The sequence below is a fragment of the Rhizobium sp. 62_C5_N11_2 genome (assembly GCF_051811185.1).
In the GTDB taxonomy this organism is placed as follows: domain Bacteria; phylum Pseudomonadota; class Alphaproteobacteria; order Rhizobiales; family Rhizobiaceae; genus Rhizobium; species Rhizobium leguminosarum.
This window is the reverse complement of sequence record NZ_JBPWPW010000001.1, coordinates 1841520-1857420: the sequence shown is the minus strand read 5'-3', so window position 1 is coordinate 1857420 and position 15901 is coordinate 1841520. Positions and strand designations below refer to the sequence as shown.

General features: G+C 60.8%; 18 protein-coding genes and 1 tRNA gene. 9 read left to right on the top strand and 10 right to left on the bottom strand.

Features of this window, described 5'->3' with window-relative positions; translation table 11 throughout:
• Nucleotides 1–22: 22 nt before the first annotated feature.
• On the bottom strand, nt 23–313 hold the full coding sequence (locus tag AB8B31_RS09465; RefSeq protein ID WP_018241940.1) for a DUF982 domain-containing protein: 291 nt from the start codon (nt 311–313) through the stop codon (nt 23–25).
• A gap of 1070 nt (nt 314–1383) precedes the next feature.
• Here AB8B31_RS09465 and AB8B31_RS09460 point away from each other — a divergent pair.
• Complete coding sequence (locus tag AB8B31_RS09460; protein ID WP_165548376.1) at nt 1384–2121, top strand: hypothetical protein; 738 nt, start codon at nt 1384–1386, stop codon at nt 2119–2121.
• Between the two features lie 18 nt (nt 2122–2139).
• On the opposite strand, the gene AB8B31_RS09455 is transcribed toward AB8B31_RS09460, so the two are convergent.
• Nucleotides 2140–3633: an FAD-dependent monooxygenase gene (locus AB8B31_RS09455; RefSeq protein ID WP_131703112.1), complete on the bottom strand. Its 1494-nt coding sequence runs from the start codon at nt 3631–3633 to the stop codon at nt 2140–2142.
• Between the two features lie 338 nt (nt 3634–3971).
• Complete coding sequence (locus AB8B31_RS09450) at nt 3972–4142, bottom strand: hypothetical protein (RefSeq protein WP_012757375.1); 171 nt, start codon at nt 4140–4142, stop codon at nt 3972–3974.
• A gap of 144 nt (nt 4143–4286) precedes the next feature.
• On the opposite strand from AB8B31_RS09450, the gene AB8B31_RS09445 reads away from it, so the two are divergent.
• Nucleotides 4287–4514 carry a hypothetical protein gene (locus AB8B31_RS09445; protein ID WP_113542259.1) on the top strand — a complete coding sequence of 76 codons (228 nt, stop codon included), beginning with the start codon at nt 4287–4289 and terminating at the stop codon, nt 4512–4514.
• Between the two features lie 70 nt (nt 4515–4584).
• On the opposite strand, the gene AB8B31_RS09440 is transcribed toward AB8B31_RS09445, so the two are convergent.
• Nucleotides 4585–4788 (bottom strand): CsbD family protein, encoded by a 204-nt coding sequence (locus AB8B31_RS09440; RefSeq protein WP_112902944.1) that lies wholly within the window; start codon nt 4786–4788, stop codon nt 4585–4587.
• 255 nt (nt 4789–5043) lie between these two features.
• Between AB8B31_RS09440 and AB8B31_RS09435 the strand changes: the two genes are divergently transcribed.
• Together AB8B31_RS09435 and AB8B31_RS09430 are read left to right on the top strand one after the other, a co-directional pair.
• Entirely contained in the window at nt 5044–5238 is a 195-nt protein-coding gene (locus AB8B31_RS09435) for a hypothetical protein (protein WP_018241934.1), read from the top strand.
• Between the two features lie 125 nt (nt 5239–5363).
• On the top strand, nt 5364–5564 hold the full coding sequence (locus tag AB8B31_RS09430) for a hypothetical protein (RefSeq protein WP_018241933.1): 201 nt from the start codon (nt 5364–5366) through the stop codon (nt 5562–5564).
• A 30-nt stretch (nt 5565–5594) separates the two neighbouring features.
• Here AB8B31_RS09430 and AB8B31_RS09425 read toward each other — a convergent pair.
• Nucleotides 5595–5670, bottom strand: a tRNA-Lys gene (locus tag AB8B31_RS09425).
• Nucleotides 5671–5877: 207 nt separating this feature from the next.
• Between AB8B31_RS09425 and AB8B31_RS09420 the strand changes: the two genes are divergently transcribed.
• From AB8B31_RS09420 to AB8B31_RS09410, 3 genes are all read left to right on the top strand, one after another.
• Entirely contained in the window at nt 5878–6627 is a 750-nt protein-coding gene (locus AB8B31_RS09420; RefSeq protein ID WP_018241932.1) for a cytochrome c biogenesis CcdA family protein, read from the top strand.
• Between the two features lie 246 nt (nt 6628–6873).
• On the top strand, nt 6874–7809 hold the full coding sequence (locus AB8B31_RS09415; protein ID WP_131703261.1) for an MBL fold metallo-hydrolase: 936 nt from the start codon (nt 6874–6876) through the stop codon (nt 7807–7809).
• 214 nt (nt 7810–8023) lie between these two features.
• Nucleotides 8024–8986 (top strand): AEC family transporter, encoded by a 963-nt coding sequence (locus AB8B31_RS09410; RefSeq protein ID WP_131703260.1) that lies wholly within the window; start codon nt 8024–8026, stop codon nt 8984–8986.
• On the opposite strand, the gene AB8B31_RS09405 is transcribed toward AB8B31_RS09410, so the two are convergent.
• From AB8B31_RS09405 to cysG, 5 genes are read right to left on the bottom strand one after another with little or no spacing between them, the layout of a single operon-like run.
• On the bottom strand, nt 8954–10165 hold the full coding sequence (locus tag AB8B31_RS09405; RefSeq protein WP_131703259.1) for a UbiH/UbiF family hydroxylase: 1212 nt from the start codon (nt 10163–10165) through the stop codon (nt 8954–8956). The two genes, AB8B31_RS09410 and AB8B31_RS09405, sit on opposite strands and share 33 nt — an antisense overlap.
• A gap of 38 nt (nt 10166–10203) precedes the next feature.
• Complete coding sequence (locus AB8B31_RS09400) at nt 10204–10716, bottom strand: DUF934 domain-containing protein (protein WP_131703258.1); 513 nt, start codon at nt 10714–10716, stop codon at nt 10204–10206.
• A 10-nt stretch (nt 10717–10726) separates the two neighbouring features.
• The gene (locus AB8B31_RS09395; RefSeq protein WP_131703257.1) at nt 10727–12397 is read right to left on the bottom strand and encodes a nitrite/sulfite reductase; all 1671 of its coding nucleotides are present in this window, start codon (nt 12395–12397) and stop codon (nt 10727–10729) included.
• An 8-nt stretch (nt 12398–12405) separates the two neighbouring features.
• Complete coding sequence (locus AB8B31_RS09390) at nt 12406–12720, bottom strand: DUF2849 domain-containing protein (RefSeq protein ID WP_131703256.1); 315 nt, start codon at nt 12718–12720, stop codon at nt 12406–12408.
• A gap of 2 nt (nt 12721–12722) precedes the next feature.
• A complete protein-coding gene (gene cysG, locus AB8B31_RS09385; protein WP_026188386.1) occupies nt 12723–14159 on the bottom strand; it encodes a siroheme synthase CysG in 1437 nt (478 codons plus the stop codon).
• Nucleotides 14160–14427: 268 nt separating this feature from the next.
• Here cysG and AB8B31_RS09380 point away from each other — a divergent pair, with 268 nt between their 5' ends.
• On the top strand, nt 14428–15015 hold the full coding sequence (locus AB8B31_RS09380; RefSeq protein WP_131703255.1) for a deaminase: 588 nt from the start codon (nt 14428–14430) through the stop codon (nt 15013–15015).
• 20 nt (nt 15016–15035) lie between these two features.
• Nucleotides 15036–15881 carry a nucleoside triphosphate pyrophosphohydrolase gene (gene mazG / locus AB8B31_RS09375; RefSeq protein WP_131703254.1) on the top strand — a complete coding sequence of 282 codons (846 nt, stop codon included), beginning with the start codon at nt 15036–15038 and terminating at the stop codon, nt 15879–15881.
• Nucleotides 15882–15901 lie beyond the last annotated feature (20 nt).

Genomic DNA, 15901 nt, shown 5'->3' with positions numbered 1-15901 from the left:
GCACACTCTTGCGCGACATGCTCTAAGCATTGCCCATATGTTCGTTCATCAGCCGCTCGAATTTGGGGCCGCCCTCGACCTTCGCCAACACGCCCGACATTTTCAGGAAACGCCGGAAATTCTCGCGTGCAGCGCTCAGCGGGAAACGCCCGTTGGCCGTATCTCTGCACGCCTTCAACAGCGTGTCATATGCCAAACCCCGTTTGTCCTCCGGCCACCCGTCCAGAACATCGAAGATTTCATCGAGGCACGTGACCTCATCGATGAAATGTTGGCGATGAAGCAGAATCGGATCAAACCGAGTTGACGACATAGTATCCTCCCATTTATATTACTTTTTTATGCTGTAATTTTACTGAAAAACCGTGACTTATTCAAGTCAAAATCGTGTCAATTTGGCTATTAACGCCGTGCAACTACTTCCATAACGACAGAATAACCCTATCAGATTAGACTTAAGCGTATTTGATCATCGGCTGAGGGTCGACGCATCACGAATATAGATTGATTGATCAATCACACGAATGTTGTGGGTCAAGCGAGCGTGATCAAATGCACCGGAAGTTTCGTATATTCTCGTGTTGGCATGGTATATTGCGACCATGACAACCTTGCGAGGAGACGTTCAGATGAACCGATTTTTTACATTGGTAGCGGGCGTGCTGATCGGTGTGTCCGCGATCACGTCTTCCTGCACATCGCCGGCAAGGCAGGATCACCAGGATTTTCAATATCAGCGGGATAGCTCAACAAACCCGGCATGCGCGGATGGGTTCAGACCCAGCAATGCCCGCTCGTGCAGTTATTGAAGGCATAGAGCCGGAATTGGTTTTGCGCCGGAGGTGGCAGGCGACAGCAATGGGACCGGTCGGGAACTCCTAACCCTGCTTCACCGTTATGTGATCGGGCCACAGTTGGCCCGATGCTAAACAGGAGAACGGTTCCCCATGAACAATTTGATCTGGCTTGTCGGCGCTGTCGTTATCGTGCTCGCGATTTTGAGTTTCTTCGGCTTCCGCTGATTGCAGAAGCATACTGATGGAAATGTCGTGGCCCAACCACGTCTTCCCTTCCCGGCGATCGGATGGACGATGAATCCTCCGTGCCGGTGGATCTATAAGGATTAAGAGCGCCTTGTCCTTCTTGGCCGCTTAGCCGGGCTGCGGCCGATATCTGCACGTCGAGCGACGTCCCGCCGAGTGTAGCTGTATTGTCTCTAGCCCACTTCCTGAAAGCGTCAGGGTCTAATCGAGACTACCGCCGTTTCTTCGAAAATCCGCCGATTGACGTGTGATCAGCGCGAAAAAGTGGATGATCACCCCCTCGGTCTTCCTTTACAATCAGTCGTTTCGGCCTCTCAAGGCAGATCGTAAGGGAAGATCGATGGCTTGCCTTGTTGGCGCAGATGAAGCGACGCAATCGGAGAAGCCGGCTGTAAAAGCGGATCGGCCGGATGGCCTGGCGCGGGATGTTTCGGCCATCAAGGTCGGCGACTGTCTGCTGGGTTACAAGGCCGTCCAGCGCCGCATGCGGGCCAGCCGTTGGAACCATTTCCGCGGCCGGATGCGCGAGATCGAGAAATTGATCCGGCATCGTCATGGAGACATCGTGCCCGAGACCGACGACGCATTGATCTATGTCGAGGTGATTGCCAGCCTCGCCCTGATCGAATTCAAGGAAGAGTTCGTCGATGTGGTTCTAAACTGGGCGACGCGATGGCTGCCATGGGCTGGGAAAGCCGAGATAGAGGAAGTCATCTACGAGCGGACAAAGCTGCGCTTTTCTCCCTTGTCCGCCGACGCGCTCGGCCACGCTCTGCACTTAAGCTACGCGGAACGGAGCGCCCTCAATATTCGCACCATCGGTGCCTTCGACGTGCCGAAGCGGAAAAGAGCAAAACTGCAAAAGGAAAAGCGGCGCCAGCGCGACCGAGCCCGAAAAGAGGAGCAACGCCGTGCCGCCGGCGCGCTTTCCAGAGCCGACTATCTCGCCAATTCTTTCAGCCAAGCGCGCCCCTGGGAGGCTTTCGGCATCAGCCGCCGGACCTGGGAACGCCGTGGCAAGCCGATGCCGGATCCGGAGACGATATCGGACTGTGGTTCGATCTCGCTCGCCGCTTAGGTCAGAACTTTTCGGCTTTTAGCCGGATGGTCCGAACCAGCTATTCACAGCCTCCTGTAGACCATCCTCAGTCCCGTCGCCCACCCAGGCCACATATCCATCGGGCCGGATCAACAGTGCGGCTGGCGCGGAGACCACACCCAGCGCAGGCAGCTCCCATGCACCGGCATATCCGGCGTCGACCAACCTGATGCGGTCCGACCACCGCGGGAGGCCGATGCTGCCGGGCGTGCCGAGGTTCAAGAACACCGGTCGCGCATCTTGCAGCAGCGTAAAGACACGCACGGGACTATCTGATGTGAGCAGGTCGAGGTCAGGCATGCGGCGGCCGAGCAGCGGATGCCCGTCGCCGAGATCGTAATGGATACCAAGTCCCGACATCTCGGCCGCGATGCGTTTGCGCGGCTCCTCCATGGCAAGCAGCTCCGTTACGATGTCACGCAAGGCTTCGGTGCGATCGTCGGTGCGCTGCAATGCGACCTGCGCCATCGTCGTGCGCAATACGCGGGCCGCAACCGGATGCCGCTCGGCGTGATAAGTGTCGAGCAAGGTTTCAGGCGACGTGCCTTTCACCACCTGGGCCAATTTCCAACCGAGATTGACGGCATCCTGCACGCCCGTGTTGAGGCCCTGCCCGCCCACCGGTGAATGCACATGGGCGGCATCGCCAGCGAGGAGTACCCGGCCCTTGCGGTAGGCCGTTGCCTGCCTGGACATGTCGGTGAACCTGGAAATCCAGTTGACGCGATGGAGTCCGTAATCCGTTCCGAATGCAGCAATGAGCGCTTCCCTTAGATCGCTGAGCGTCGGCTCGGTTGTCGCGCCGGCATTCTTCTCCGGCACCATCACGCCGATCGGACCTTCCTGGGCAAAGACGATCTTGCCGTCGTGGATTTCGTACTGCTCCCTGCCGAAGGCATAGATGCCAAGGGCGGTGCGATGGATGCCCAATGGCGGCTCCTCTTCCATCTCCACCTCGGCGAGAACGTTGCTGGTCGTCGGATCCCATCCTTCAAACGCAATGCCGGCAGCCTTGCGAACCAGACTGCGGCCTCCATCGCAACCGACGAGATAGCCCGCCCTGAGCGACGCCCCATCGGAGAGTTCAATGGTGACGCCGGTATCATCCTGCGCGAACCCCGTTACCTCAAGGCCGCGATAGATCGGCACCGCCAACTCGCCGACCCAGCCGGCCAGAATGCGCTCGATATGCTTCTGCCGCAGCGCCAGCCCATAATTGTGCCGGGTCGGAAAATCGCTGATATCCAGACGCGTGACCGCGAAACCCGTGACCTGGGCTATCTGCCCTTCCGCGAGGAACCGGTCGACGATGCCCCGCTGATCGAGAACCTCGAGCGTCCGCGCACTCAGACCGCCGGCACGCGTACCGGCAAGCTTCTGGTCAGGGCGCCGTTCGACGATGGCGACGTCGACGCCTGCCACGGCCAGTTCGCCTGCCAGCATCAGTCCCGTCGGCCCTGCCCCGGCAACCACGACTGCATGTTCCCTCATCCGCAAACTCCCATGTTCCGGCTGTTCCAATGCGATCTCTCGGGGTCCAGACAGACCTGGCCCCTTTGCATCTCTCCGATCCAATCAGCCCTGCGCAGATGCCGATTTTCTCTGTCGCAGGTTGTTCTCCCTATAAATATAAGCTCCATACTGGTTGGAAGGACTTGCGACAGGATTTCAGGCTTGCTCTCCAAAGCCCTATTCGCTGCCACTTGCGGATCTCTTGCTGTGGAGCTCAGGCTTTTCAATACGACCTGACCGGGTGGGCGCCGGATGTGGCAGGCGCCGTCCGGGGTCGATTCTCTCGAAGGGATCAATCAATTGCTTGGCGACCTATCTCACTGCGGAGCTGGAGCTTTTTGCGGAATCGTCTCAGCCGCTGGTCGCTCAGACGGATCGGCGGGATGGCCATAGATTGTGTAGGCGGCCCCCGCTAGCACCCCCAAGACGAGAAGAGCGAGGACGTACAGCATCATTCCGCGGATAGCCGTCTTCGGTGTCTTGTCCATCAGGATCTCCAAGATTGCTCAGCGGTCAATTCAATGCGAGCGCTTTCGGTTCCGACGCGGAGGTTGTTCAAGGGAGCAGCCATTCACGGAACGATCCGGTCCCGATCTGGTTTACCCCACACCCCGCTTGCTATGGAGGTCACCATGTGGGCAATCCTGACCGGAGCCGCTCTCATCATCGGCGGACTTCTTTTTCTCTTTACCTCGGCGCTTGGTCGAAGACCGAGTGATCCGCATCAAATGCCGCAAGGCGGCACCACGCTGGAGCCACGGCGCCAAGGCCTCAGGTTCCTCGGGATATCCCAAAACTGGCCGGCGCTGGCCCTTATCGCGATCGGCGCACTTCTATTGGCTTTTGGTGGATACTCCTGACATCCGACAGGTCTTGGCGCCTTAGCCCCTTCGGCAAAAACCCGGCTTTCACCGGGTTTTTGTTCAGGCACTACCAACTCTGGCGACCGGTCCAGTCATCAATGTCGCGTCTGATACGGTCCTTTTCGATGCCATAACGCTCCTGGATCTTGCCTTCCAGCTGGTCGCGCTTGCCGGCGATCTGGTCAAGATCATCGTCAGTGAGTTTGCCCCACTGCTCCTTGATCTTGCCCTTCGCCTGCTTCCAGTTTCCTTCGATCCGATTCCAATCCATGGTCGATTTCTCCTCTGTGTTGATGAGAAGAAAACGGACCGCAGTGGAAGTTGGTTCCTGTGCCTCAGCGGATTTCCGCGAAGCTCAATTCCTGCGGCAAAGACGCCAAGCGCTGCCCATGTCAAATATCCACACCCGAATGAAGAAAAGCATAAATAATTCGTGAAGAACGAATAGATGTATAAAATATTTATTTATGTATGAAGCAAATATTCCCCTGTTCTTGTGTTATACTGTTCCACGGGGAGAAGAACAATGGCACTCGATGTATTCGTGAACCTCTACAATTTAGGGGGCCTGGACGCACTTAACGTTTCTCTGCGAAGCCTGTCCGATGACGAAAGGCTTGGCACTTTACTCTCGCTTGAAAAGATAGGGTACGAAGTGATCTGGAATGCCCAGAGAAAGCCGGCTTCTGCCTATGTGTGGAGCGGGCCGAACGAGAATTAGTTGCCAGGCGGGACAAAGACCTGTCCCGACCATGGGGGTGAGACCTCACGACCTTGTGTCTCCCTTCATGCGCTTAAAAAGCAGATGTTCCATCCTCCTATCGATCCGAGGAAGCGAGGGCGATCATGATCCGATCCCAGATAGCCGACGCACAAACCGTATTGGGCGACGAAGAAGTCGCCCTCTGCCAGAGAGTATTTGACCACGTCATCTCGGTGCGACAAATCACAACAGACACCGAGCGCGAAGATCTGGCTCAGCGGGTGATCCATTCGTACCAGCATGGAGTGAAGGATGAGGGCGCATTACTGCGACTGTTGATCTAAGATCGCGGCAGGTGTCTTGAAGACTAGAAATGGTGAGAGCGTCGGGGTTCGAACCCGAGACCTACTGATTAAAAGTCAGTTGCTCTACCGGCTGAGCTACGCTCTCCCTCTCCGCGGGTGTGACCACCCCGGCTGGAAGTGGGCGGAACATAGGCAGGCGACCCATTGCGGTCAACCGAAAAATTTGTCTTTTTCCGGCGGTCGGCACATTTCTTGCGGGCAAAGGCATCTTGCCTTGCGCGCAAAAAGGTGATTGGCAATCCCGGAGCTGCAAAGCTAGGAACATCACGCAGATTGCAGCCGGAGAGAATGCGTGTCGATTGCCGATATTTCCCTGTGGAGCGCGCTGATTGCCGGAGCGCTTTCCTTTCTATCGCCCTGCGTGCTTCCCCTCGTCCCGCCCTATCTCTGCTATATGGCCGGCATTTCAGTCGAGCAGTTCCGCGGCGGCGGTGCGGTTGTGGTCGCGCCCGACGTCAGACGCGGCGTGTTCTTCTCGGCACTCTTCTTCACGCTCGGCTTTGCCACCGTCTTCGTGGCGCTCGGCGCCGGCGCCTCCAGCATCGGCATGGCGCTTCGCCAGCATCTCGACCTCCTGTCGAAGATCGGCGGGCTGATCATCATCGTCATGGGGCTGAACTTTCTCGGCCTATTTCGAATCGGGGTGCTTGCCCGCGAGGCGCGCTTCCAGGGCAGCGGCAAGCCGGCGACGCTGACGGGCGCCTATATCATGGGCCTTGCCTTCGCCTTCGGCTGGACGCCCTGCATCGGCCCGGTGCTTGGCGCCATTCTCGGCGTTGCCGCCTCCCGTGAAACGGTCGGCTCCGGCGCCGGGCTGCTCGCCATCTATTCGCTCGGCCTTGCCATTCCTTTCTGGATCGCCGCCGGCTTTTCCGGCGCCTTCATGCGCTTCCTCTCGCGCTTCCGCCGCCATCTCGGCACGGTGGAAAAGGTGATGGGTCTCTTCCTCGTGCTTACCGGCCTCGCCTTCCTGTTCGGTTGGGTCAGCAACGTGGCGATCTGGTTCCAGCAGACCTTTCCGATCCTGATGCAGATCGGCTAGGCCACGGGTTGCCGATTTTCCAGGCTATGCAGCAGGCAGGCTTGACGCGTTCGCCGATCTGATCGACTCCGCGCTCTTCAGCACGCCGCCGGCAGTAAAAAGCCACGCCTGCACCTATGCCCTGGTATGGCTTGCCCTGTCCCTCGGCCCCACCCGCCCTTATCCCTCGACCCAATCGATCGCAAATACGCCTCGATGTAGCGTCGTCGATGCCGTGTTTAAGGCGGCGGTCAGAAGGAGACGAACATGAACCTTGAGACAAAGACGAGCCGGGAAAACACCGCACACACCGGCAGACCTCGGCTCGACGAATTGGTTCCGTCGCGCTACGCGGTGCGGGTCGGCGAGATTGAGGTGCTGGTGGTCAGCGATGGAGTGCTACCGCTCCCTACCGCGATGCTGGGCCACAACATCGATCCGTCCGTCCGAGCGACCTGGCTGAAAGACATGTTCCTGCCAGCGGAAGCTTTCGACTGGGCGCTGAACGTGGTCGTGGTGCGCAGCGGCGACCAGACCATACTCCTCGATGCCGGGCTGGGGATCGACCCGGACTTGCACCTGCCGCGGGCCGGGCAGTTGATCAAGCGCCTGGAGGCCGCCGGCATCGATCTTGCGTCGGTGACCGACGTGGTGCTGACCCACATGCACATGGACCATATTGGCGGGCTGCTCGTCGACGGGGTGAAGGACCAGCTGCGTCCGGACCTGCGGATCCATGTGGCCGCCGCCGAGGTCAAGTTCTGGGAGGCGCCCGATTTCTCCCGGGTCTCCATGCCGCCCGGATTCCCGGACGCGCTTCGGGCGACCGCCAAGCGGTTCGCGAAGGAGTATCGCAGCTATTTTCGGCTGTTCGATGACGAGTACGAGGTGGCGCCGGGCGTGGTCGTCCATCGCACCGGCGGCCACACCCCCGGGCACAGCGTGATCCGCGTGGCGTCCGGCGGCGACAGGCTGATGTTTGCCGGCGACGCCGTGTTCGCGGTCGGGTTTGAACATCCGGACTGGTACAACGGCTTCGAACACGACCCCGAGGAGGCGGCGCGCGTTCGGGTCCGTCTTCTGCGGGAACTGGCGGAGACCGGCGAGCAGCTGGTGGCCACTCACCTGCCATTCCCCTCCGTCGGCCGGGTGGCGGTCGACGGCGACGCCTTTCGCTGGGTAGCGGCCTTCTGGGATTACTGATCGCGTGTTCGGTCGGCGGTAGAGCGTGTACTCAACGAGTCCACGCTCTATCGATTTGTTTTTGCGCAATTCCGGACGCAAGACCGCTACACACTTTTGCTGGAATTGCTCTTGTTTCTGCGCAATTCCGAACGCAAAACCGCTACACACTTTTGCTGGAATTGCTTAAGTCAGATCCTGACCCGCCGACCATCCCCGCGCACTGGAAGACCTCTTGGCCGATATCATCAGCCTGCTTTTGCCGTTCTTTGGCCTGATCCTGATCGGTTACATCGCCGCCAAGGCGACCAAGCAGCCGGCCGAAGCGCTCGGCTGGCTGAACACCTTCATCATCTATGCCGCCCTTCCCGCTCTGTTCTTCAAGCTCGTCTCGCGCACGCCGATCGAAGAGCTGACGCGCGTCGATTTCATTGTCACCGATATCGCGGCGACCTATGCCGTCTTCATCCTGCTTTTCGTCATCGGCCGTCTCGTGCGCGGCAATTCGCTTGCCGATTGCACCATCCAGTCCTTTGCCGGCGCCTATGGCAATATCGGCTATATGGGGCCTGGCCTGGCACTCTTGGCGCTCGGCGAAGGCGCAGCCGTGCCGGTGGCGCTGATCATCTGCTTCGAAAACGCACTGCATTTCATCGTCGCGCCGGCGCTGATGGCGGCAGCCGGCGACGACAAGCGTTCAACAGGCCAGCTTGTCGCTGATATCGTCCGGAAGGCCGCGCTGCATCCCTTCATCCTGTCGACGGCGGCAGGCTTTGTGGTGGCCGCTTTGCACATCGACCAGCCGCCGGCGTTTCAGCGCTTGGTCGATTACCTCGCCCAGGCGGCGGCGCCCTGCGCGCTCTTTGCCATGGGCGTGACGCTGGCGCTCCGGCCGCTGAAACGAATCCCGGCCGAGATCTCCTATATCGTGCCGGCGAAGCTGGTCCTGCATCCGATCGCGGTTTTCATTGCGCTCACGGCGGTTGGCGGTTTCGAGCCGGTCTGGATCCAGGCCGCCGTGCTGCTCGCCTGCCTTCCGACGGCGACCAACGTCTTCGTCATCGGCCAGCAATACGGCGTCTGGCAGGAGCGCGCCTCGGCGACGATCCTGATCACGACGGTGCTATCGGTGGTGACTGTTTCGCTCTGGCTGATCCTGATCCGATCAGGCCTTCTTCCGCTTCAGCTTTTCCCGTAGCGCATCCGGAATATCGCGGAAGCCGCGGCCTGGCTCGATGCCCTCGCGCATGACGATGTTGCGCAGTGGCGGTATGGCCGAGAGGATATGCAGGCCGGCAGCCCGCAGCATCTGGACAGGCAGGAAATCCGAGAGCAGCGAGCGGTTGAGAATATCGACACTGGCCGTGCGTGTCATGATGTCGGCGCGGCGCCTGCGGTCGAAGCTTTCGCCGGCATCGGCCGGCACCGGCAATTCCGCCCGGTCGCAGAGGATATCGGCAAGCGCCATGATATCGCGCAGGCTGAGGTTCAGCCCCTGTGCCCCGATCGGCGGGAAGACATGGGCGGCCTCGCCGATCAGCGCGATTCGCCCCTTACCGAAACGATGCGCCATCATGCCGGAGAGCGGCCAGAGCTGGACGCCCTCCTCGACATCAACCTTCCCGAGCATGGACTGCATGCGCGCCTCGACGAGGGCGCCGAGTTCGGCAAGCGGCAATTCCATGCGGCTCGCGGCTTCCGCGGGATCCTGCACCCAGACGAGGCTGGAGCGGCTTCCCGGCAGCGGCACCTGGGTGAAGGGGCCGTGTTTGGTGTGGAATTCGGTCGAGATATTCTGGTGCGGCAGCGAATGGGCGAAATTCAGCACCATCGCCGATTGCGGATAGGACCAGTTGCGCACGGTAATGCCGGATGTCTCGCGCAGCTTCGAGCCGCGGCCATCGGCGCCGACGGCAAAATCGGCCGACAGCGTCTCGCCGCCGGTCAGCGTGATCGAGACTGAAACGGCTGATATTTCGATCGATTCGGCCATATCGGTGAAACGGGTGATATTGCCCTCGCCGGCCGCAGCTTCTTCCAAAATGCCGGTCAGCGCCTTGTTCGGGAAATTGTAGCCGAAGGCATCGAGACCGACCTCGGCCGCGCGGAAGGTGGTCGTCGGCGCGCGCAGCAGCCGATCGGTACCGTCGACGATGCGCATGCTGGTGAGAGGAGCGGCTGCGGGGCGGAGCTTTTCCCAGAGCGCCAGGCGATCGAGGAAACGGATCGACTGATCCATCAGCGCCGTGGTGCGCCGATCCTCCTTGGGAGCGAGGGGTGCCACCAGCGCCACGTTGCGACCGCCGCGCGCCAGCGCGATTGCGGCGATCATGCCGGCGAGACCGCCACCGATCACCGCCACTTCGAATGTCTTCATGCTATCATTCCGCCATCGTAAAACGGCGGACCGGTCGCTTATGCGGCCGGCTTCGCCTGACGGCGCCAACTATAGCCCTTGCCGGCTTCGGCGTCACGCACCGCCGGCTGATAATGATGGGGAATGGCGGGAAGACGGTTTTCGCCCAGCCGCTTCAGCGCCGTGGCGTTGGTGACGGAAAAGCTGTCGATGCCGACGCGCAGCATCAGCGGCACCTGATCGATCAGCACGTCGCCGACGGCGCGTAGCTCATTGGTGTAGCCGAGGCGCTGGCGCAGCAGCGAGGCATGGCTGAAGGCGCGGCCGTCGTTGAAAGCCGGAAAGGCGACGGCAACGATTGCGAGGCGATAGAGATAGGGCTCCAGCCGGCGCACATCGTCGGCTGGCTTGATCAGCACACCGAGGCCGACATCGTTGCTTTCGTCGGCCTTGGCGATCAGTTCGTCGAGACCGAGCAGCGGCTTCTGCTCCTCGGTCGCCTTCACCTCGTCGGTTTCGATCACCCAGGGATCGTTTTCGACAAAACCGGTTTCTCTCCAGATCTTCGTCATCATCCCCTCCTTATGCCGCTTCGGCGGCCGAGCCGTAGAGCGCAGTCTTGAACGGCTGCGGTCCGACACGGCGATAGGCGGCGAGGAAGTTCTCGGACTGATCGAGGCGCAGGCCGAGATAGGTGTCGACGATCGTCTCGATCGCGTCGGTCACCCGGTCCGGCTCGAAGCCGCGGCCGATGATCTCGCCGATCGAGGTATGTTCGTCGCCGGAGCCGCCGAGCGTGATCTGATAGAGTTCGGCGCCCTTCTTCTCTACACCGAGCAGGCCGATATGGCCGACATGGTGATGGCCGCAGGCATTGATACAGCCGGAAATCTTGATCTTCAGCTCACCGATTTCTGCCTGGCGTTCGGCATCGCCGAAGCGGCGGGAGATTTCCTGCGCCAGCGGGATGGAGCGCGCATTGGCAAGCGCGCAGTAGTCGAGCCCCGGACAGGCAATGATATCGGTAATCAGGCCGGCATTGGCTTCCGCCAGATTGATGGCGACAAGGCCGCGATAGACGGCTTCGAGATCGGCAAGCGCCACATGCGGCAGGATCAGGTTCTGCTCATGGCTGACGCGGATTTCGTCGAAGGCATATTCCTCGGCCAGATCGGCGATCGCATCCATCTGCGCGTCGGAGGCATCGCCCGGAATGCCGCCGATCGGCTTCAGCGAGATCGTCACCATGCCGTAATCAGGGTTCTTGTGCGGCTGCACGTTCTGCTGGACCCAGCGGGAGAAACCGGAATCAGCCTTCTTCCAGCGAGCAAGGTTTTCCCAGCCTTCGGCGCGTTCGGGCAGATCAGGCGGCGCGAAATAGGCAGATATCGACTGGACGTCCTTTTCCGGCAGCTTGAGCTCCGTATCCTTCAGCGCGGCGAATTCGGCTTCCACCTGGCGCGTCAGCTCCTCGGTGCCGGTTTCGTGCACGAGGATCTTGATACGGGCCTTGTATTTGTTGTCGCGGCGGCCGTGCAGATTGTACACACGCACGATTGCCGTGGTGTAAGAGAGCAGATCTTCCTCAGGCAGGAAGTCGCGGATCAGCTTGGCGATCATCGGCGTACGGCCCTGGCCGCCGCCGACATAGACGGCAAAGCCGATCTCGCCCTTGTCGTTCTTCTTCACGTGCAGCCCGATATCATGGACCTGGATTGCGGCGCGGTCACGCTCGGCGCCGGTGACGGCGATCTTGAACTTGCGCGGCAGGAAGGAGAATTCCGGGTGGACCGACGACCACTGGCGCAGGATTTCGGCGTAAGGGCGCGGATCGGCGATCTCATCGGCGGCGGCACCGGAGAAGTGATCGGCGGTGACGTTTCTGATGCAGTTGCCCGAGGTCTGCAGGGCATGCATCTCGACGCTGGCAAGGTCGGCGAGCGCATCGGGAATGTCGGACAGCTTCGGCCAGTTGAACTGCAGGTTCTGGCGCGTGGTGAAGTGGCCATAGCCGCGGTCATAGGTGCGGGCGATATGGGCGAGCATGCGCAGCTGGCGAGAGCTCAGCGTGCCATAGGGAATGGCGATGCGCAGCATGTAGGCGTGGAGCTGCAGGTAAACGCCGTTCATCAGGCGCAGCGGCTTGAATGCGTCCTCGGCGAGCTCGCCGGAGAGGCGGCGCTCGACCTGATCGCGAAACTGCTCGACGCGCTCGGTAACAAAGGCATGGTCAAATTCGTCGTAACGGTACATCGTCTTCCTCAGACTGCAATGAATTCGGGATCGGCAGGAGCGTAGCCCGGGGCATATTCCATGGTCGGGCCTTGCGCGCGGATGCGCTCGCGAAGGCGAAGCGGCCAGAGAATGCCGTTGTTTTCCTGAACGTCGACGACGGCGACGTCAACGACCTCGTTGTCGGCATAGGATTTTTTGCCGATCGCCTCCAGCGCGGCAACGGCCTCGGCATGACGGGCAACGAGCGCCTCCTGCAGCGAGGTGGACCACTTGCCGTTCGCATCCAGCCAGACGGCAATGCCGTCCGTCAGCCGGTTGGCGGTCAGAACCTTGTCACCCATATTCAGCTCCTTGCAAGTTCCTCGAGCCGGGCGTTTGCGCGCACCAGGGGCTCGGACAGTTCGAAATTGGCGCCGGCGACCGCATCGCCGATGATGACCATGACAGGCCCGGTCAATTCGTCGCGGCGCTGCAGATCGGGCAGATCGGCGAGCGTGCCATGCAGCAGGCGGCGATCGGCACGGCTGGCATTTTCGATGACGGCGACGGTGGTCTCAGACGGAATGCCCGCTTGCATCAGCCGCTCGGCGACGGAGGCGGCAACCGTGCGGCCCATATAGACGGCGATGGTCGCGCCGGAAACGGCAAGGCTTGCCCAATCGGGCAGCACGTCGCCTGTAAGATCATGGCCGGTGGTGAAGACCAGCGAGGAGGCAACGCCGCGCAGCGTCAGCGGCAGCTCGAAATCGGCAGCGGCTGCGAAAGCCGAGGTGATGCCAGGCACGACCTCATAGGTGATGCCGGCAGCGCGCAATGCCGCCATCTCTTCCCCTGCCCGGCCGTAGACCAGGGGATCACCGGATTTCAGGCGGACGACGCGCTTGCCCTGACGGCCGAGATCGACCAGCAGGTCGTTGATTTCTTCCTGGGACTTCGAGTGGCAGCCCTTGCGCTTGCCGACGGAAAGCCGCTCGGCATCACGGCGGCCCATATCGACGATCGCCTGCGGCACGAGCGCGTCATAGACGATGACGTCAGCTTCCATCATCACGCGCTGGGCGCGCAACGTCAGCAGATCCTCGGCACCCGGACCGGCGCCGACCAGCCAGACGTGGCCGGCGACCTTGTCCATCGCGTGCAGCAGCCGGTCGGCGGCATGGCGGGCTTGCGGCAGGTTGCCATTGGCGACCGCATCGGCGACGGCACCGGAAAAGAAACGGCGCCAGAAGACCCGGCGGGAGACGCCTCTCGGAATCAGTTGGTCGACGGCCTTGCGGTAGCTCGTCGCCAGCCCGGCAAGGCGGCCGAGCGAGGGCGAAAGAAGCTGGTCGATCTGCGCGCGGATCATCTGCGCCAGAACCGGCCCTGCCCCTTCGGTGCCGATCGCAACGGCGACGGGCGCACGGTTGACCAGCGCCGGCGTGAAGAAATCGCAGTAATCGGGCTGATCGACGGCATTGGCCGGAATTCTGGCGGCGCGCGCAGCGTCGACGATGCTGCGGTCGTCGGCTTCATTGCCAGTTGCGGCGAAGACGAGCGCCGAACCCTCGACCTGTTCGGCGGAGAAGGCAGCGCGCACGGTCTCGATGCGGTTGGCGATCAGGAACGCGTGGTAATCGGCTTCCGGCCGGTCGGCATAGGCGACAATCCGTGCCTTTGTGTTGAGCAGCAGCCGCACCTTGGCGAAAGCTTCATCACCATTGCCGAAGACAGCCGTCTTCTGGCCTTCCACGCGAAAGAAGGCGGGAAATACCGAAAGCTGTTCAGTCTTGGGAGGCATCATCAATCCACTTCGAAGTTGCCGGAATATGCCCTTGATCGACAAGGGATTGAAGGAACAGAAATTCGAAAGCCCAAGCAAGCAGGTATTCTTTTGCTCGTGCCGTCAGTGATTTGAGAAAAGTCACCCGTGCTGCCAAAAAGCCGCATATTCCCAGCCCGCTTGCTGCAGTGCAGTATAAAGCCTGTGACAAAAGACGTCCACCGGTGCTTCACGCATTTCACTCGCGCCGCCAAGGCGATAGACTGACGAAAACTGGAGGGCCCTCATGCGTGATAAGACCATTGCCTCCCGCCTGCTTTCGGTCATGGAAGACGATATCCTGCCGCTGACGGAGCGTGGCGTTTCGCTTGGCAATAAGGTGTTCGGTGCGGCGATCCTGCGGAAATCCGATCTTTCGCTTGTCGTCGCCGAGACCAATAACGAGCTGGAGAATCCGCTCTGGCACGGCGAGGTGCATACGCTGAAGCGCTTCTACGAGCTTGGCGACAAGCCGCCGACCAAGGATCTGATCTTCCTGTCGACGCACGAACCCTGCACGATGTGCATGTCGGCGATCGCCTGGGCCGGCTTCGACAATTTCTACTATTTTTTCAGCCACGAGGATTCCCGCGACGCCTTCGCCATTCCGCACGACCTGAAGATCCTCAAGGAAGTCTTCGGGCTTGAACCCGGCGGCTATCGCAGGCAAAACGCCTTCTGGAACAGCTTTGCCATCGCCGATCTCGTCGAGACCGAAGACGCGCTCCTGAAAAACGCGCTGAAAGCGCAGACCGCCCGCATCAAGGCGCGCTACGACGCGCTGTCGATCAGCTACCAGTCGTCGAAGAGCGCCAACGACATTCCATTGAACTAAGCCCGCTGAACCGAGGCAACATGCAACCTTCCAAAGACATTTCGCGGCTGATCGAGATCATGGCGGCGCTGCGCCATCCCGAAACCGGCTGCCCCTGGGACATCGTGCAGAACTTCGAGACGATCAAACCCTATACGATCGAGGAGGCCTATGAGGTCTCCGATGCGATCGAGCGCGGCGATATGGACGATCTCTGCGACGAACTGGGTGACCTGTTGCTGCAGGTGGTCTTTCATGCCCGCATGGCCGAGGAGGCCGGCGAATTTTCCTTTGGCGACGTGGTCAACGCCATCACCGCCAAGATGATCCGCCGCCATCCGCACGTCTTTGCCCGCTCGGCGGCGGATACGCCAGACGCGGTGAAGATACAATGGGACGAGATCAAGCAGGCGGAAAAACGCGAGCGTGCCGAACGGCGCTCACGGCGCGGCATCACCGAGGACTTCAACAGCGGATTCCTCGGCTCGGTGCAGCGCAGCTTCCCGGCTTTGACGGAAGCCCTGAAGCTACAGGAACGCGCCGCCAAGGTCGGCTTCGATTGGTCAGCACCGGAGCCGATCCTCGACAAGATCGAGGAGGAGATCGGCGAATTGCGGGCAGCCCTTCGCGAAGGCGATCAGGCAAAGGTCAGCGACGAGCTCGGCGACCTGATCTTCGCGGTCGTCAATATCGGCCGTCACGTCAAGGCCGATCCGGAACAGGCAGTGCGCGGAACGAATACGAAATTCCGTCGTCGGTTCAGCCATATAGAACAGGTTCTTGAAGCAGAAGGCGAGACGCTGGAAGACGCAACGCTGGAGCGGATGGAGGAAATCTGGCAGGCAGCGAAGGCGATCGAGCGGGCTGTGACGTCGGGGGCGGAGTGAGCGGAACGTTGCCACATCCC